Annotated in this window: 14 protein-coding genes; 9 read left to right on the forward strand and 5 right to left on the reverse strand. The window is 40.5% G+C overall.

The window, feature by feature from the left end; all coding sequences use genetic code 11:
• Positions 1-20: 20 nt before the first annotated feature.
• Entirely contained in the window at positions 21-995 is a 975-nt protein-coding gene (locus BLS33_RS17605; RefSeq protein WP_089892608.1) for an NAD(P)-dependent alcohol dehydrogenase, read from the reverse strand.
• A 322-nt stretch (positions 996-1,317) separates the two neighbouring features.
• The gene (locus BLS33_RS17610) at positions 1,318-3,651 is read right to left on the reverse strand and encodes a helix-turn-helix domain-containing protein (RefSeq protein ID WP_089892612.1); all 2,334 of its coding nucleotides are present in this window, start codon (positions 3,649-3,651) and stop codon (positions 1,318-1,320) included.
• Between the two features lie 152 nt (positions 3,652-3,803).
• Between BLS33_RS17610 and BLS33_RS17615 the strand changes: the two genes are divergently transcribed.
• Positions 3,804-4,901 carry an adenylate/guanylate cyclase domain-containing protein gene (locus BLS33_RS17615; protein WP_176801429.1) on the forward strand — a complete coding sequence of 366 codons (1,098 nt, stop codon included), beginning with the start codon at positions 3,804-3,806 and terminating at the stop codon, positions 4,899-4,901.
• A 410-nt stretch (positions 4,902-5,311) separates the two neighbouring features.
• Positions 5,312-5,908: an RNA polymerase sigma factor gene (locus BLS33_RS17620; protein ID WP_176801430.1), complete on the forward strand. Its 597-nt coding sequence runs from the start codon at positions 5,312-5,314 to the stop codon at positions 5,906-5,908.
• A gap of 138 nt (positions 5,909-6,046) precedes the next feature.
• On the opposite strand, the gene BLS33_RS17625 is transcribed toward BLS33_RS17620, so the two are convergent.
• The 3 genes from BLS33_RS17625 to BLS33_RS17635 form a co-directional block, all read right to left on the reverse strand.
• Positions 6,047-7,783 (reverse strand): SusD/RagB family nutrient-binding outer membrane lipoprotein, encoded by a 1,737-nt coding sequence (locus BLS33_RS17625; protein WP_089892618.1) that lies wholly within the window; start codon positions 7,781-7,783, stop codon positions 6,047-6,049.
• 11 nt (positions 7,784-7,794) lie between these two features.
• Positions 7,795-11,298, reverse strand: a complete 3,504-nt coding sequence (locus BLS33_RS17630; protein ID WP_176801431.1) for a SusC/RagA family TonB-linked outer membrane protein — start codon at positions 11,296-11,298, stop codon at positions 7,795-7,797.
• Between the two features lie 193 nt (positions 11,299-11,491).
• Positions 11,492-12,643, reverse strand: coding sequence for a FecR family protein (locus tag BLS33_RS17635; protein ID WP_089892624.1), 1,152 nt, complete (start codon positions 12,641-12,643; stop codon positions 11,492-11,494).
• 325 nt (positions 12,644-12,968) lie between these two features.
• Between BLS33_RS17635 and BLS33_RS17640 the strand changes: the two genes are divergently transcribed.
• The 7 genes from BLS33_RS17640 to BLS33_RS17670 all read left to right on the forward strand — a co-directional run bounded on the left by BLS33_RS17640 (position 12,969) and on the right by BLS33_RS17670 (position 19,282).
• Entirely contained in the window at positions 12,969-13,547 is a 579-nt protein-coding gene (locus BLS33_RS17640; RefSeq protein ID WP_089892627.1) for an NAD(P)H-dependent oxidoreductase, read from the forward strand.
• A gap of 49 nt (positions 13,548-13,596) precedes the next feature.
• Complete coding sequence (locus BLS33_RS17645; RefSeq protein ID WP_176801432.1) at positions 13,597-14,775, forward strand: serine hydrolase domain-containing protein; 1,179 nt, start codon at positions 13,597-13,599, stop codon at positions 14,773-14,775.
• Entirely contained in the window at positions 14,765-15,676 is a 912-nt protein-coding gene (locus BLS33_RS17650) for an SDR family oxidoreductase (RefSeq protein ID WP_089892633.1), read from the forward strand. Before BLS33_RS17645 ends, BLS33_RS17650 begins: the two co-directional genes overlap by 11 nt.
• A 2-nt stretch (positions 15,677-15,678) precedes the next feature.
• The gene (locus tag BLS33_RS24905) at positions 15,679-15,849 is read left to right on the forward strand and encodes an LbetaH domain-containing protein (protein WP_176801433.1); all 171 of its coding nucleotides are present in this window, start codon (positions 15,679-15,681) and stop codon (positions 15,847-15,849) included.
• 630 nt (positions 15,850-16,479) lie between these two features.
• Positions 16,480-17,286 carry a pyrroline-5-carboxylate reductase gene (proC, locus tag BLS33_RS17660; protein ID WP_089892640.1) on the forward strand — a complete coding sequence of 269 codons (807 nt, stop codon included), beginning with the start codon at positions 16,480-16,482 and terminating at the stop codon, positions 17,284-17,286.
• A 1-nt stretch (position 17,287) separates the two neighbouring features.
• The gene (gene proB / locus BLS33_RS17665) at positions 17,288-18,061 is read left to right on the forward strand and encodes a glutamate 5-kinase (protein ID WP_089892644.1); all 774 of its coding nucleotides are present in this window, start codon (positions 17,288-17,290) and stop codon (positions 18,059-18,061) included.
• A gap of 21 nt (positions 18,062-18,082) precedes the next feature.
• Positions 18,083-19,282 carry a glutamate-5-semialdehyde dehydrogenase gene (locus tag BLS33_RS17670; RefSeq protein ID WP_089892647.1) on the forward strand — a complete coding sequence of 400 codons (1,200 nt, stop codon included), beginning with the start codon at positions 18,083-18,085 and terminating at the stop codon, positions 19,280-19,282.
• The last annotated feature ends 2 nt before the right edge of the window (positions 19,283-19,284 follow it).

Consider the following 19,284-nt stretch of genomic DNA (forward strand, 5'->3'; position numbering starts at 1 on the left):
AAAAGCGAACGTACCGCTAATTAACGTATTTGAATGACAACATTTCCTTTTTTATGTCCGGTATCGACATACCGATGTGCATCGGGCACTTGTTCTAAAGAAAATCGCTTGTCAACAATCATCTTTAAATGTCCGCTCTCAAGAAGTTCATTCAGTTCGTTCAATAACTTTCGAAGCTCTTTTACAGGTTTAAGACCTGTAGCCGAAAACAAGGCTTTCTTACTACCAAATACCGAGGTTCTTAGCATTTGAAAGAGAAGGGGCAAGCTCAATACGGGAGAAAGATAACTTCCCTTTTCAACCAATATTTTTTTGCACTTTGAAAAGGAACTCTTTCCAACCGAATCGAAAACCACATCATATTTTTTATCGGATTTGGTAAAGTCCGTACGGGTATAATCGACTACGTATGTCGCACCAAGAGATTGTACCATTTCCAGATTTGATGTACTGCAAACCCCTGTAACTTCGGCGCCCAAATAGTTCGCCAATTGTACCGCTGCGGTTCCCAAACTTCCAGAGGCACCGTTCACCAATACTTTTTGACCGTGTTCGACTTTTGCCATTTCCTTGAGAAAATTCCATGAAGTGAGTGGGCCATCGCAGACCGAGGCAACTTCTTCATGGGTCAGATGTTCTGGTTTTAGGGCAAGCACACCGTCTTCGGGCATGCAGAGGTACTCGGCGTTTGTACCTGCCCCCAAAACAGATTCTCCGTATACCTTATCCCCGATTTTAAGGGTAATTACATCGTTGCCTGTTTTTTCGATGACTCCTGAAAAACCCGTTCCGCTTACGGGGTATTTTGGTTTTCTTAAACCGATAAAAAGTCTGCCATAAAAGGGTTTTCCTTTCCGCATCATCGAATCGGCGGCGGTGACACTAGCTGATTTTATTTTTATCAATACTTCATTGTTTTTAGGTGTTGGTTTTTCTACTTCCCTCAGTTTAAGAACATCGGGAGGTCCATATTTTGTTATGATGATTGCTTTCATTTTTTTAAATTATTGATGTTGTGAATGCTTTTTGCCTCATGCCATAGTTTCGGCCGTATGTTCGGATCTTTTATATGGATTTAGACTATTTGAATAAAATCAGGTTTACTGGTACGTAATTTTTTATTGTAATAAGGTAAAAACTAGATGCAGTGCTACTATTATTAATTTAACCACAGCACTTGTGGTCAAGAGAAATTTTAATGAAACTATCATACGTGTTAGAATTTATGGTGTTTTTATTTGCTTCAAAAGTAGAAGTCAAAAGAAAGCCAATCGTTCGGGTTTGAGAATTGGAACGTATTAGTGGGAATACAATGGTTTAGTGAACCACCTTTTTCCAATAGGTTCTCGGGGTGATGCCCATGGTTTTTTTGAAGTAGGTGTTGAAAACGGTTTTAGAGTTAAAACCACTGTCATAGGCCAAGGCCAGAATCGTTAAATGTCTAAGGGATGGATCGGCGACTTTTTTCTTAAAGATTTCAAGACGGTACGAATTCACAAATTCAGAAAAGTTTTTGTCAAAACCCTCGTTGAGCAATTGTGATAAATGGTTCGGGGGAATGTTCAACATATCGGCCAAATCGCGCAGGGTCAAGTCCGCAATTAAGAAAGGTGCTTCATCGGACATTAATTGATTTAATTGTGTCTTGTACTTTTTAAGTTCTTCCTTATCCAATAAAGACTTTTTATATTTCCTGTTGGGGTTTTTGGTTATGCTAGTGTCTCCCAACGCTTGTTGCATCAATTTTTGGAAACGTGGAATTGAACGGAGCGGTTTTAAGATGGGTTCGGTATTCAACAGTAAAATTCTGGGTAATCGATATTGCAACCCTTTTTCTGTCAGTTGTATGGCTTCTTCGTGATTGCCCTTCATGCTATGACAGAGTATTAGAAAAAATAGGGCGCTTCCCATGGCATCGGTTTGCAATGCCGCTTCTAGTTGAGATATGCCCTCTTGTGCTTTGGCCGTCTCGTTTAAGGCAATATAAGCCAATGTGGTTCCGCCTAATTTTGTCAAATTTCCCGCGCCGTGGGATGGAAGATTTTTGAAATAAGTTAAACCTTCTAAGGGGCGATCCTGCACTATCAAAATAGTGCCCAAATATAAAGGAGGAAAAGGTAGGTCGGGTTTTACACTTAGTGCCTGTTCAAAGAACGGAATGGCCTTGTCATACGCTTCCATTAAATAGAACAAAAAGCCTTTGTAATGAATGTTCATTGCTGAAAAAGGATCAAGTTCCAACGCCTTGTCCACATAATTCATGGCCGCCTTCAGCTTTCCTTCAAGCGTTAGCGTATTCGACATGGTCAGGTAGATTTCATCAGAAGGACGTATTTCCAACGCATTGTTCAAATGGCGATATGTACTTTTTAAATCCCAATTTTGCCAACAGCTGATCCAAGCGAGATTCAATTGTGATTTCGGTAAATTCTTATCCAGTTCAAGGGCCTTGTCAAGAAAGGGTTTGCCCTTGCTAAAGGATTCCTGGGCGGGCAATAGCCCCATGGTACCCAAAAATGCATAACCTTGATTAATATCTAAGTAGGGTAGTGGAAAGTTCGGCTGCTCTTGAATCACCTCACGAAATATGGAGATACTTTTTTCGGTGTCCAGAAGATTCAACTTCATCAAATAATAGCGCCCCCTTAAATACTTCTTATATATTTCTACAGGAACTTCTAGAGCATCGACCAGCCGATCTGCAATGTCAAAATGGCCCATGTGTTCACGTAATTTGTCGGCAATCAGTAAGCTCACTTCATCTTGAACTGAAAAAACATCATTGATAGAGCGGTCAAAAGTTTCGGACCAAAAATGATAATCGGCAGCCACATCGATCAGCTGCGCCGTAATTCGCATCTTATTTCCCGAAAGGCGAACACTACCTTCCAGAATTGTGGAAACGTTCAATGCTTGACCGATTTTTGAAATCGATAGGTTCTGATTTTTAAAATGGAAGGAGGAGGTGCGTGATGTTACTTTGAGATCCTTGATTTTTGCAAGGGCATTGATGATTTCCTCGGTCATACCATCGCTAAAATATTCGTTCTCACTATCGGAACTCATATTCACAAATGGAAGTACGGCGATCGATTTATCTTGTTTCTGCGGCGTATCTGGGAGTTCGAACGCCTTTGGCATTTTGATGCCATCGTGGTCGACGGCAAAAATTTCAACGGGCTTGGTTACATTTTTTAGACTAAAACTGCCTAGGGATTTGGTCTTGATCGCTTCCTGATTTTTTAGCTCTTCATTTAACTTTCCCGACAGTAGAATTGCTCCGGTGACACTTAAGCTTTCAATACGTGATGCCTGATTTACGCTATCTCCGTAAATTTCAGTGCCATCAAAAACGATATCGCCCATATCAATTCCGATACGTAAGGGTACCGTTGGTTCTTCTTGCAAGCTTTTTTGTAAAGCAATAGCACATTCAACGGCCTGAACTCCACTCTGAAAGACACTTAAAGTGCCATCTCCAAAATATTGTATAATTTCACCTTGATAAATCTCATGATATTTTTTAAATTCTTTCCGATGTTTGGATCGAACAGCCGCAGCAGCCTTTTCGTTGCGTTGCATCAAGGCGGTATAGCCCACAATATCAGTAAACATGACAGCTGAAATACGACGTTTTTTATGACTTTTCATGTGCTGGCTTTAAGCGATAATCTGCAAAGTTTGCGTTTGGCTGGAGATATTGGGAATATGAACTTTAAAAATACAATTATTTGTTAGAATCCATTCAGCGCATTTCTTGAAAAAAAGGACTTATTTTAGTATAGACTAATCCTATCAAATAAATGTTAAGGCTTACTCCAAAAAGCAAACGAAACATCTCGCGAATCATTCCCTTCGGGGTGATTTGGCTTTTTGTCGGTTGGATCCTTTTGTTTGTACAAGAAGCCGCAACCCTAAATCGAAATTTAAATCCTACCTCCGCGATTTCTGTGACCTTTGAGGTTTTTGTCTTTGCGAGTATTGCCGTTACTTGTATTGGGTTACTTGTCGGGGCAATCGAAGTTTTATGGTTGGGCAAACTTTTCGGCAAAAATAGTTTTTCGCAGAAAATTTTATATAAAGTAGGCTTCTACACTCTCTTTTTAATCGTGATTATTATCGTAATCTACCCAATTGCGGCGAGTATAGAACTGCACAAATCGCCATTCGATACCATTGTTCTGAACAAATTTTCTAACTTTTTGATTAGCATCGATTTCTTGAGCACCTTGGTTTCCGTGGCGTTCAGTTTGTTTTTAAGTCTATTTTATGCGGAAATCAGTGAAAATTTAGGGCATGGGGTGTTGATGAATTTCTTTACCGGAAAATACCACACCCCGACTGAGGAAAAAAGAATATTTATGTTCTTGGACATGAAATCTTCGACCACCATCGCTGAGCGATTGGGACACATTAAATATTTTGAATTGCTCAAGGAGTATTATTCCGATTTCTCGGATGCCATCATTCGGTATTCCGGGGAAGTCTATCAGTATGTTGGGGATGAAATTGTTATTTCATGGAAATATGAAGACGGTATTTCGAATAACAACTGCGTCAAATGCTTTTTTGCTATGAAAGACAGTCTCAAGAAACGCGAGGCTTGGTATACTTTGACTTTTGGGATCACCCCGACTTTTAAGGCGGGGCTACACTTTGGTAAAGTCACGACGGGTGAAATAGGTGTTCTTAAAAAGGAAATCATTTTTACGGGCGATGTTTTAAATACCACTGCCAGAATTCAGGAACTATGCAATGCGTATCAAGTAGATCTTTTAGTTTCTGACAAACTCGTGCAAAGCTTGCAGCTCGATCCTGAATTACAATCCAGATCGTTAGGCGAAACAGCCTTAAGAGGTAAAGAGGCCAATTTTGAGTTGTACACTATTATAAGAAAATAGGAGCTCTTTCGGCCAATAGAGGAGCGGCTAAAACACAGGCGTTCGAAAATTTTGCATTTGTGATAAAATGCAAGTTCTTAAGTGGTAATTGTACTTCAAAAAACAGCGAGTTTAAGGTATTCGTTTCGTGCAGTAGTGTATTCCTACAATTCATAAATCATAAATTGTGTGGGAAATTTTTATTATATCCAAAAAAATGAAGTAGTTACTTTGATTAAAATATATTTTTATAAATTTAAGGACCACTTCATAGTGGCCATCTGTTTAAAGGATTTCACTCTACCTCTCAGTTAGATATATCTGTGCTGTTGAAATGGTAACAATGAGATAATGATGAAGTAACAGTAAATATGATGGTTTTAAGTTCCTTGCAGTAATTTTTTATGCCTAGAAAGAACAAGTTCCCGATAATGACCGATACCAACCAAAAGGCCTCCATTTTATTAGAAAGACTTATTGAAGGTGACGAGGAGGCGTATTTACTGTTGGTAGAAACATATTATAAAAAACTTCTGGTATATGCTTATAGTTTGACAGACGATTATGCCGTTTCACAAGATATTGTTCAGAATGTATTCTTGCGCATATGGGAACTACGACAAAGTTTGAATATTAAGAAGTCGCTTAAGGGTTTTTTGTATAGGTCGGTTTACAACGAGTTTGTCGACGGTCTTCGAAAAGATCAATCAACTTCTGTCTTGAACCAAGTATATTGGGATGCTCTACATACGGTGGCCACGGATGATGGCAACAACAAACTAGTAGAAAATAAGATTGCTGTAATCAAAAAGGAGGTGGAACGTTTGCCCAAGAAGTGCAAACAGGTCTTTTTATTGAGCAAGCAGGAAGGTCTGACCAATCTTGAAATTGCGGAACATTTAAATATTTCTATAAAGTCGGTAGAAGGTCATATCTCAAATGCCTACACCATAATTAGGAAAAATACCAAAGCCAAAGTTAAAACTTCAAACTTGGTGCTGCTGTTTCATTCACTGATCCGTCGATAACACCCGGAGTTAAAGCAAAAAATAATTGAACACTATCACTATTTAAAGCGTTAGGTCTGTTATATGGCATAAAAAAATCTCCAAGCCCGAACACCTTTCGCGTCCAAGCTTGGAGATAAGTTTATCTATAATACTAGCTTATTGTAGTAGCCACATTTTAGACCACTGATCATTTTCAGCAGGCTGAAGTTTACTAATGGCTTGCAACATATTCTCTTCATTAAAGGGGTCATCGTAATAAAACCTAACCGGTATCTCTTGTCCTTTAGTTCCTGATATGATGTTGACATTTAAATTTGGAAGTCCTGTTCTACGCCAATCGAACCACGATTCTGGCGTAAGCCATTGAGAAATCCATTTTTGGTGAATAATGGGCTCCATCTTATTGGCAGCATCATTAAAAATTTGTTGCACCTGTGCCATATACACCCCTTGATTAAAAGGAATAAGGGTGTTGTTCTCTTTATCGTACACTGCGGATGCATCACCATCTGAAATTCCGTATTGCGCTAATGACAATTGAATTCCATTGCTGTAATGATCCAATGCGTTGCTAGCTACCCAACCTCGGACACTTGCCTCAGCTAGAATAAAGCTTACCTCTGCAGCATTCATTAACACTGCCTTTACCATCGGATTGGCATTTTCGGCATACATTTCGGTTAGATATGAGGCATGGGGGTTTGATGCTGCGGCCAGATAGATGCTTTCATCTAAGCTTGCAACCACTTCATTGACATTGAGATCATCTGCAAATTTGTGAAATTGGTTCGGATCCGTCAGGGCAACTGGCAAACCAACGAAAAGAGAGGTATTTACATCATTCTCCTTATTCGCATCGTTATTCCTTGCGTCTATATCTTCAGTGGTATATCGTTTTAACACGCCATCTTCCTGTACAATTTCATTTGTGGCTCCCTCAAAAATTTGAACATCTACTGGTCTTACCCATGTAGTTAGTCTTGGATCGCCCAAGGCAGTCAAGTCATCTACAATGGTAGCTGAGGGTTTTCTACGATAAAATTCAGAGCGGTTACTACTTCTTAAGGGGCCTCCGTACCAACTGTTGTCACTATTTGTGCCAACGAATGCGATGGACGCATTGTCACCATTATCAACTAAAATTGGATATTCCGCACTATTGCCAATAATAGTAGCAATCTCTTGGGCAGGATTGATATCAATACCTCCCTTTTCTGATAAACGCATGTAATATCTAAGGCGCAACGAATTCGCAAATTTACGCCACTTTAAGGCATCCCCGTTATATATAAGGTCTGCATCCCCAACTTCTTGTATGACCCCAGTACCTTTTAGAAGGGTATTTGCTTGTTCGAGATCGCTTAATATTCCCTTAAAAATGGATAGTTGATCATCATATACGGGTTTAAAAAAATCATCTCCTCCATTTTCTGCTTGGAGGGCATTCGTATAGGGTAAATCTCCAAAAGCAGACGTTAAGAACCCATACCAATAAGATTTCATGATAAGGGCAACCCCTTGGTAGTAATTCTTAATATTTCCTGTTTTTTCGGCCTCAGCGCGATCGTAGATATACTGACTATCTTTAAGAGGTTCGTAATAGGCGGCATAGCTCGAAGCTTGCCAGTTGAAATTAAATCGGTCGTAACTCGTAAAGTCACGTTGCAAGTATTGGGTCGTTGCCGTAATTTCAGCCGCACCAATATTAACCTCAGACGTCATCGTTGCAGATTGTGCTAAAATACCGGTCAGCACAAATTTTATATCGATCTCGGTATCCGGTAAACTATTGGGGCTAACATTGATTTCCTCCAATGATTCGGAGCACGACGTAACAAAAAGTACTACCATTGGCAGTAACAATGCAATTATATTTTTCTTTATTTCAGTCATCTTATATTTTTTTAGAAACTTATATTTAGTCTAAGGCCTATGGGAGCAGTCCATGGGGCTACATTCCATTCTTCAAACCCTTGGGCTCCTTGGTCATAAGCTAGCTCAGGGTCGATTCCGATTCCAGCTGCGGTCCAAAGCATAATGTTTTTAGCAAATAAGGATAAAGCTATATTATCAGCCGCAACAAACTTGGCTACATCAGGGGAAAATTCGTAAGTCATGGTAATGTCCCTTAACTTAATAAAGGATGCATCGTACATAAAGGCATAACCCGTTCTCCAAAAGCTACCACTTGATTCTACCACCCTGTAGGCGTCGAATAACTGTGTTCCGGCATCTCCGAAATTCTCGGTATAGGTGCCGTCACCGTTGTCTATTACCCCAGGGAAAAAAGCACCGTTGTAATTACCGTTAAATTCGAATCCGCCCAATTCTTCATTTCGTCCACCGACCCAGACATCGTTGTCCCTGTAAATAGGATTTGATTTGATTTCATTGGCTAAAGCTGCCCTATCTGAATAAGAATTAGCATCTAGGATACCAGAATAGGTACTTGAGCTAACCCCATTTTTCCAGTCCTCGATTTTTCCAGAACGCGCCATACGCTTCATAGATTCGGAGTAGAAATCTCCACCCTGTCTCCAGTCGAAACTTGCAGAAAGGGTTAGGTTTTTATAGCGAATAGAGGTGTTTAAACCAACGGCGAAATCATTGTTGAAGTTTCCGACCTTAATCTGATTTTCCCGAGTTCTATCTACATCCCATCTGCCATTGGAATCCAATAGATTCCATCCCGCATACTCACCTTCCTCTACCTTTTTTATATAAGGGGAGTACATGTCTCCAATAACCCCTCCTACTTTTGTATGAGCACCACCATCTGTTCCTCCACCAAATCTTACAAGGTCAATACCGTCAACCAATTCTACAAGTTTACTTTCCTGTGTGGTGAAATTAACGTTCATGTTCCATTCAAAATCCTCAGATTTTATGGGTACCATATTCAACCCAAATTCAAATCCGTAATTTTCAACGTTTCCTGCATTAATGGTCGTGCTGGTATACCCAGTAAGTGGAGAGACGTTAACATTTAAAATTTGGTTTTTGTTTTGAGTTTTGTAATAGGTAGCCTCCAGTCCTAATCTACCTTTGAAAAATCCTAGGTCCGCGCCCACTTCATAGGAAGTAGCTATCTCTGGTTTTAGCTTGGTATTTGGCATACTACTCGGAAGTGAATAGGTGAAATCATCACCCCAAAACCCTTGCGACAAAGTAGGGTTGATCAAATAAGGCTCGGTATCCTTACCTACCTGAGCCCATCCAGAACGTAGTTTAAATAACGAGACCCATGATGGCATTGGTAACATTTCAGAGACTAGAACACTACCGGAAACGGAAGGGTAAAAGTAAGAGCTGTTCTCCTTAGGAAGGGTACTAGACCAATCGTTACGTGCAGTTAAGTCTAGAAAAAGCATGTTTTTATAGCTCATTGTGGCCATTCCATAAACACTGTAAACCGCCTTTTTATAAGAACCACTTCTGTAATCGAGTCCTCCTCTTGTTACATTGGAAAGTGTAAACAGCCCTGGAAGCACCAAATTGTCCCCTCCGGAATTATACGTAGAGATATTGCTCTTCATTATATTTCCACCTACGGAAGGAGAGATACGGAAATCTCCAATTTTTTTATCATAGGAAAATAAAACATCCACATTAGTCTCCCTAGAATTGCTGTTGTCAAGGTTATAGGCCCCAAAAGGTTTTGTGGTGCCGCCACCAAATCCTTGAAAAGACCATGGTTTTAAAGTTTCCTCCTTATTAGTATTACCGCTATAGGCAACACGGGCCATGGCGTTAAAATTTGAGGTAATTTCCCAGTCCAGTTTAATGTTTCCAAAGCCACTGAGTTTGTCAAATTTATTTATTCGTTCATTGGCGGAAAACCAGGGGTTATTGTAACCCTCCGTTACCTTTCGTTGGGCAACGTTCGGTGATTCCCAATAATCTCCCTTTAGATCATTGATATTGATATGGGGCGCAATATTAAATAAATCAAAATATTGATTGTCCCCATTGAGATATCTAATTGGGTTTTGGTCCGAATTAGGGTTTGAGAAATTGATATTTGTAGAAACGGTTACCTTATCGGTTATTTTATAAGATGTGTTCAGACGGAAACCAAGCTTTTCAAGTTCCGTACCTGGCGAATAGCCCTCTCCCTTCATATGGGATATTGCAAGGCGAAAGTTCCCCTTATCATAATTTCCGCTAATACTAGCATCATTTATTACGGTAAATCCAGTCCTAAAATAATCTTTCTGAGGGTTCTGGTAAAATTTTAAAGGTACTGCCTCTCCATTGCTGTTCCACTGTACCGCAGAGCCGCCTTCTTCAGGCCCGTACCAATGCTGCCAAGTGGCTTCATCGAAAATACCTCTTTGCCCGTTGGTAAATCTATTCTGAGTTTCAAAATATTTATAGGGTGTATTGAGTGTTGAGCTGGTGGTAAAAGAAACTCCAATTCCCTTTTTAACGCCCTCTCCGGATTTAGTGGTAACGAGAATTACGCCGTTACCAGCTCTTGAACCATAAAGTGCAGCGGCACTTGCCCCTTTTAGTATCGAAACACTTTTGATGTTCACGGCACTGATATCATTTAAAACGGCAGTGCTTCCAACGGGAGAGCCATCAACAACAACCAAAGGTTCATCATTTCCGGCCAAGGATGTTCTACCCCTGATATAAACATGGGTTTCGGCATTTAAGTCGTTACCCGATCTTCGAACGTCTAACCCTGAAACCTTACTCGACAAACCGGCCAACGCATTTTCTTGGGGTACCAAGTTCATTTTTTCACTATCAACTTCTCCGACCGAATAGCCCAGGGCTCTTTTTTCCCTTTTCATACCCAAAGCGGTGACTACCACTTCATCCATTTTTTGGGCAGACGGTACTAGGGCGACATTTAAAACTGTCTGGTTACCAACCAATATTTCTTTGGTTTCCATTCCTATATATGAGAAGATAAGAACGGCCATCGTATTTGGTACTTCGATGGTGAAATTACCATCGAAATCGGAAACAATGCCTTTGTTCGTCCCCTTTATAATGATATTCACCCCGGGTAGAATCTCGCCGTCGGTATCTTTTACGGTACCTGACACTTCGATTACTTGTGGAGCTGCGGCTTTCTCAGGAATTTTTTCGGGCAGTCTTTCTTTTTTAGACCTTATAATTATATGTTTCCCCGATACTTCGTACGATTCTTTGGTGAAAATGCTGTGCAGTATCTTTTCAATTTTTTCATTCTTAACCTTCACCGTAACTATTCTGTTGATGTCAACATCTTTAATGTTGTACAGAAATTTGAATTCGGTATTTAATTCAATTTCATTCAGTACCGCCTCAACGGTTACTTCTTTCAGGTCTAATGTTATTCGTGTACCCTGCGCATAATTATTGGCCCTTATATTGAATAGGGCAATGAACAGCAAGAATGTGGTTAATTTCATTTTTAAACTAAATTCTGGAGGACATATCAGCCTACTCCCAATTTTGAGATGGATTTTCATATTTTTGTATTGATTATTAGTGGGTATTAATTTCCTCACTTTTGAGTTGCTGAAAGATGTTCGCGCATCTTTCAGTTTTTTTGTGAGTTTTTTTTCTGGGTTTTTTTGGTTTATTTCATACGCTTTTTCCGGTTTAGTTTATCGTAATTTTATTCTGGTCAATGGTATATGTAAAAGAATAACTCTTAGTAAAAGAGATGAAAATTTGCTCCATTTCTTCCTCCATATCAAAACTGGCATTGTAATACTGCTCGCCCAGTTCTTTGTTGTTGTTAATAATGGTGATATTGTAGGCGCGCTCTAGTTTCTTGATAATATTTTTGAACTGCTCATGTCTGAAAACAAACCTTCCGTTTTTCCAACTGGTATAGAGGTTCGTATCGACTTCGTTGACTGAAAAATCACCCTTAGATTGATTATATACCCCCTTTGAACCTGGTTCTATTAGGGTCGCCGTTTGTTGGTCATAAGTACTTTGATTATACAAACCGACCAACCCTTCTACTAAAACGGTAGTGATGTCACTATCTTCGGGATAGGCCGAAAGGTTGAATTCGGTTCCCAGAACACGTACTTTTAAATCATTCACGTTGACGATGAATGGGTTGTTGGTGTCTTTTGCTACTTTAAAGTAGGCTTCTCCGATTAGGGTTACCTCCCTGCTCTGATCCGATACGAACTGCACAGGATATTTTATCGAAGAACCGGAATTAAGTGTGACTATAGTGCCATCGGACAGGGCCAATTCGAACTGCTTGCCATTTGGAATGTTCAGTTGGTTATACTGGGGAGTTGCCTGTTCCTTACTTTCTTTATAACTCAGCTGATTGCCTTGCTGTGAACCGACTTCGTTTCCCTCACTATCTATTATTTTTCGTTGCCCATCTTCACTTATAACTTCAATATGCCCATTGTCTAGTTCAAGTGTAATTTGATTCTTATCGATTACAATTTTCGGTTGTTGATTGGTCGAGTCTTCAACAAAGAGATACCCCAATGCCACCAAGAGTACCGCTGCCGCCGCGTATTTTAACAGGTTGCGGGAATTGAACCTGCGTAAAAAGGAGTTGTTCCTTCTTATCTCACGGGTCAAATATGCTTTAGTAGGGCCACTATCCGAATTGTTTAGGGCCATATTTACGGTATAGTGATGCCGAACGTAGTCTTCAAAAAGCAATTTGTTCGATGGATCCTTTATCCATGCCTCCAATTCCTCAAGTTCTTCGGCGGTAGCCGTTTTCGTGAGGTATTTGACGATATAATTTTCAATATTCTTCGGAATCATAACTCGGATTATATTAATACGACGTAACCAAAATTATGATACCCTTGGTTTTTTTGAATTTTTTTAAATAATTTGTTTTTTAACCGCCCTTTCGAGACCTCATTGCTAATAATCTGGTATTTTGGGTAGCATTGTAGATTCTAATAAACAACCGCTAGATGCAAGTATGAAAACTTTGCCAAGGTTAAGGAGAAAGTAGCCAAAGGAGTAGCACAGTTTTTAGAAACTAACTGATTCGAGCAGAAAGATTTTAAAGCAGTATTTTAGATTGTGATAACCAAAAGCACCGATTTTGCCACAAACCGCTAACCAAATACATACACCGATGAAAAAAATTCTGATCATTAATGGGCATCCCGATAAAGAAAGTTTTAATCATGGTATCGCAGAGGCGTATAAAATCGGTGCTATTCAATCTGGGGCTGCCGTAAAAGAGCTGAAAATAGCGGAACTACAATTCGATCCGAACCTTAAATATGGTTATAGAAAAAGAACAGAGCTCGAACCCGACTTGCTTGATGCGCAAGAAAAAATAAAATGGGCCGAACACTTGGTCTGGGTCTATCCCGTTTGGTGGGGTTCGGTTCCGGCAGTGATGAAAGGTTTTATCGATCGGGTTTTTCTCCCTGGCTTCGCCTTTAAAAAACGGAAAGGTTCTGTCTGGTGGGATAAATACCTTACGGGAAAAACAGCCCGATTGATATGTACGATGGATCAGCCTACATGGTATTACAAATGGGTGTATGGTAGTCCGAGCCATAAGGCCATGAAGAAACTGACCTTACAATTTGTCGGGGTTAAAAAAGTAAAAATTACGGCTATCGGCCCTATACGGTTATCGACCGATAAATTCAGGAATGATTGGCTGCATAAGATTGAAAAACTTGGACGGCGAAACAACTAGTTGTGCAATGCATCAATTCGAAAAAACGCATTTATTGAATTACAGTATCATGAATTATAAATATGTCATCATTATGCTCTTTACACTATTTGGCAGCAGTTTGTCGTATGGCCAACAAATGGACCAGACCAAGAAAAAAGTAGATTCCTTGTTCAAAAAGGAGGTACAGCGTAAAAATGTACACAATGCCTTTCTCACCGTATATTCCGGCAAACTGGATATAGAATGGAACTATTTCGGGGGAAACTTTAACGACGGTACTCCCGTAAGCGTAAAAAATCCGTTTCTCTCAACAAGCATTGCCAAAACGTTTACAGCAACTTTGATTATGCAGTTGCAAGAAATAGGCAAGTTGAATGTAGACGACCGATTGGCAGAATACCTGTCTTCCGATATTTTAAATGGAATACATACCTATCAGGGTGTCGACTATTCAAGGGAAGTGCGCATCAAGCATTTGTTACAACATACCTCGGGTATTCCCGATTATTTTGAGGATGCCCCGACAAGCGGTCCTACTTTTATGGAATTGCTGTTCGCCGATACCGATAGAATTTGGACACCGAAAGAAACAATCGATTTTGCCAAATCGAAATTAACACCTCATTTCCCTCCCGGGAAAGGCTATCACTATTCCGATACCGAATATGTGTTGTTGGGGCTATTGATTGAAGAACTGACGGGCAAAAGGCTCCACGAAGTGCTTTTTGAAAAAATAATTGAACCCTTAAGCATGGAACATACCTATATGAACCTTCATTCAAAACCTATCGATGCGACCACAGGTGCCTTAGCGGAATTTTATGCAGATGACATTGAAGTCGGTCATTTCAAAAGTTTAAGTGCCGATTGGGGCGGCGGCGGATTGGTGACCACATCAAACGACTTGCTTAAATTCCATAAGGGTTTGAAAGAAGGCGTACTACTTTCTAAAAGTAGCTTGCGACAAATGCAAAAATGGACGAACGAATCGTTTGGTTTAAAATACGGCTATGGTCTGCGCAAATTCGAGTTAAAGAAATTATATCCTGTACTGTATAAATATACGCTTATCGGCCATTCGGGCTCATCGGGCGCTTTTATGTACTACTGCCCTGAAATGGATGTCTATCTCACAGGGACATTTAACCAAACCGCTTACCAAAAAAAGCATGTGGTCTTCATGATTCAAGTGCTGTCACACATAAAAAAACTATCAAAAATAAAAAAGAAGAGTAATGAGGGATAATGGAACCGTCTTATTGGCAGGAGCAACAGGCTATTTGGGAGGTTTTATCACGAAGGAATTGATTGTCAGAAGTATTCCTGCCGAATTAATTGTGAGAAATGTGGAAAAGGGAGCTGATCTAGCTTCCGAGAACGTTAAGGTTATACAAGCAGAGGTTACCCGTGCTGAAACCTTAAAGGGGCTTTTTGAGAATGTGTCCGTGGTTATTTCGATTGTAGGTATTACACGTCAAAAAGATGGGTTGAGTTATATGGATGTTGATTATCAGGCGAATATAAACTTGTTGGAAGAAGCCAAGAAAGCAGGAATCAAAAAGTTTATCTATGTATCGGTAATCAATGGCCCTTTACATCGCAATCTTAAAATGCTGGAGGCAAAGGAAGCTTTTGTCGATGCTTTGAAGCATTCAGGATTGGAGTATACGGTGATACGCCCGAATGGATTCTTTTCCGATATGCGCGATTTTTTAAAAATGGCCGAGAAAGGCAGGGTCTATTTATTCGGTAACGGAAGCCAAAAGATCAACCCCGTCCATGGCAAAGATCTCGCGGTCGTTTGCGTTGATGCGATTGAAGGCGGAGAGACAGAAATTGCAGTAGGGGGACCTGATATTTTGACGCATAACGAGATTGGTCAAATGGCATTATTGGCCTGCGGCAAACCCATAAACATTATTCACCTTCCCCATTGGGTTCGAAAATTGACCTTATGGGCGGTACGCACCTTTACATCCCCAAGGACCTATGGACCCATTGAATTCTTTTTGACTTTTATGGCTGATGATGCCATTGCCCCACGATATGGCGGTCAGCGGTTATCCCTCTTTTTTCAAAAGGAAATGGATGTTATAAGAAAAGAGCGTATGCGGGAATTAAAGCACGATTTCAGATCAATCTTTTAGCCTTGCTGTATATAGAGGTGGTGCTATTATTGCCAGCGCAGTGTGCCCCAAAAGATATTGCGCCTTATGCCGTAGAAGATGGCAATCTTGCGGTTTTGATTCGCAAACGCTTTTCCAAATCGGAAATCAAGCAACTCTTACGCTTGAAATGGTATAATTGGCCCATTGAGTAAAACACTACCCAAGCCCAGTAATCGACTGGCGCAGATATCTCCGTTTTTGCAGTGTAGCACCTATTATGTGGGTGTAAGGGAGAATGTTCTTCGTACTTCCCACAGAATTATTAGGTAAAAGGGCTTTTTTCTAAAAAGCTATAGTTGCACTTACGTCCCGAAATAACAAAATGTTAACATCATTTTCTTGCATTTGGGTCTTGATATCTTATGTTTTGACCAAACAAATTTTATGCAATTTTTACAGATTAAAAGAAAAACAAAAACAGAGAAACGCTACAGTAAAAATATGGGACATTTAACTACAAGAGTCACCTATATTAATCAATGCCTTTTGGGCTTGCCCATTAGAACAATTCATAAATACCGCGAAACCTATTATGGGGAAGTGAAGGATTGTAGGGACTGTGTGCTGTTTATCTAATCTATCAACCACAATTTTATCGTGTTCATGCGATTGTTTCACAATAAATCCATTTGTAAAATTAGGAATCATGCCGATTGCGAAGCAGACCGCTTCAAGACAATATTAGTGATAGGGCTGGCCATAGCTCCCGAAATGGAAAATCCATGAACTTTTTTTAATAATCAAAGATGTAGACCAATACATCCAATCATCAAAAAATCAATATGAAAGTACTTGTAATAGGGGCAGGAAACATGGGGCTTACCTATGCCGAAGGCATGACAAAATCAAAACTGCTCAAAAAAAGAAATATTATGGTGTTGGACACTTCCGCAGAAAAACGGGAAGAATTACATCAAATTTCACATTTTGATGCCTATGAGCATTTGGAAGATTGCGTGCCCGAAGCAGATATTATTTTTCTTGCCGTGAAGCCTTATCACGCAGAAGACTTGCTTAAAAAAATCAATCCGATGGTCAAACCGCAGCAACTGGTTATTTCCATTATGGCGGGGATTACCATTGCTTCGATTAAAGAATGGAGCAATCTCAACAAAGTTGTCAGGGCCATGCCCAACCTGCCGGCAAAAATCGGTAAAGGACTCACCTCGTATGTCGCTTCCCCCGAAGTGTCACGTATCGAACTATTGACCGTAGAAAGTCTGTTGGACACCACAGGAAAATCGATGTTGGTCAGCAGCGAAAAATTCATCGATGCCTCTACGGGGATTTCCGGTAGCGGACCCGCTTATGTATTCTATTTTATGCAAAGCATGATGGAGGCTGCATTGCAGATGGGCTTCTCGAAAAACGATTCCAAGGTCTTGGTGGGGCAGACATTTACCGGGGCCATTGAACTCTTTAACCAAAATGACCTATCGCCAAATTCTTGGATGGAAAAGGTAGCCTCAAAGGGTGGTACAACCCGTGCCGCTTTAGATTCAATGGAAGACAACAATGTAAACGTACTGATTAAAGATGCCGCTTTTGCCGCCTTTAATCGAGCAGTAGAACTAGGAAAAGAAAACTAAAATGTATAAAGAGAGAATTGTTATTAAGGTCGGAACGAATGTAATGACGAATAAAGACAATCGGATCGTTAGGCCGGTCTTGCGAAGATTGGTAAAACAGATTGCGGAACTTTACGAGCGCGATATCATTACCATTTTGGTATCGTCTGGTTCGGTAATCGCCGGAAAAGAAGTGCTGGGCGATTCACGTATCGAAGACAAGACCCAAAGAAGACAGGTGTATTCGGCAATAGGCCAACCGCGTATGATGCGACTGTACTATAATATTTTTCAAGATTACGGAATGAAGTGTGCACAAGTACTTCCTACCAAGCGCGATTTTAGTCCGGGTATGCACCGTCAGAATATGATCAATTGTTGTGAGGGGCTGCTTTCCGAAGGCATAATTCCGATTGCCAATGAAGACGACGCCGTTTCGGTAACCATGTCGATGTTTTCCGATAACGATGAGTTGGCCAGTCTTATCGCACAGTTGATCAATGCCGATCGATTGATTATTCTGACGGATATTGACGGACTCTACACGGGGCATCCCGATGCAGAAAATAGTGACCTTATTCAAAATGTAGATCCCAATGAAGATTTGAATAAGTACATTAAAGACAGCAATAAAAAAGAGGCAGAAGGTCGTGGTGGTATGGGCTCTAAATTGGATTATGCCCAACAGGCGGCCGCAAATAGTATTCCCACCTTTATTGCCAATGGGAAAAAAGACAACACCATAATCGATATTATTGATGGTAAAAACGTGGGTACCAAAGTAGCCATGACATAACAAGTTAAAAAAGACAGAACTATGAAATTGATAGCAACAGATATAAAGAACAAGGTGCTGGCCAGTATGGAGCGTCTTTTAGATGAAAATCGGGTATTATTGCTCGGCGCCAATAAAATCGATTTAGACCTGTTCAAAAAAGAGGACCAAGCCATGTACGACCGATTGATCGTTACCGACAAAAAGATAGATGGTATGATCAAAGCGGTCAAAGCGGTGCGGTCACAAGACGATCCGGTGAATAAAGAGATTACCCGAAAAGAAATGGATAATGGTCTAGAGGTCATCAATAAGACCGCTCCTTTCGGAACGATAATGATTATTTATGAATCCCGGCCTGATGTAACGGTAGAAGCGGCAGTCCTGGCATTTAAGGCTAACAACAAGATTTTACTCAAAGGAGGAAAGGAAGCCCAGTATAGCAATACGGTACTTGTCGATTTTTGGCAGCAAGCTTTGAAGGAAAATGGTTTGGGTACCGATTGTATTCAGTTACTCACCATGAATAGAACGGAGACGCAACAGTTTTTAAAAGAACCTACCGAACCTTTAGACCTTATCGTGCCCCGTGGTGGTGAACGGTTGATCGCTTTTGTAAAAGAGCATGCGAAATGCGCCGTTTTAGTAAGTGGCCGCGGTAATAACTTCTTGTATGTTGACGAGGATGCCGATTGGGAAAAAAGTCTCAAGGTCATTCTAAATGCAAAGACCGATAAGATTTCTGCCTGTAATGCTTTGGATAAAATATTGGTGAATACCAACGTTTCCGGTTATGAGGAAAAATTGAACGGACTACGGAATATTTTAGAGGATAATGGCGTATCGGTGATGGTGGATACAAAAACAATGGAGGTTTTGAAAAATGAGGTGCTTATTCCCGAGGAGTCGGTATGGTCGGAAGAATTTTTAGCCTTGCGATGCTGTATTGGATCGGTCGATACGCTTTCCGATGCGATACAAAAGATAAATGATTATTCCGGGGGGCATTCTGCTACGATTATGACGACCGATACCCAAGCTGCCGAACGCTTTATGGAGCAGGTAGATTGTGCGGCCGTATACCAAAATGCCTCCACCCGGTTTACCGATGGTGGTCAGATGGGGGTAGGGGCCGAACTTGCCATCAGTACCGATAAGTTGCATCACCGAGGTCCTTTAGGCCTTAACGAGTTGGTTACCAATAAATATTATATCTATGGCGATGGCCAAGTGCGCGACTGATA

The organism is Kriegella aquimaris (genome assembly GCF_900103215.1).
Lineage (GTDB): Bacteria > Bacteroidota > Bacteroidia > Flavobacteriales > Flavobacteriaceae > Kriegella > Kriegella aquimaris.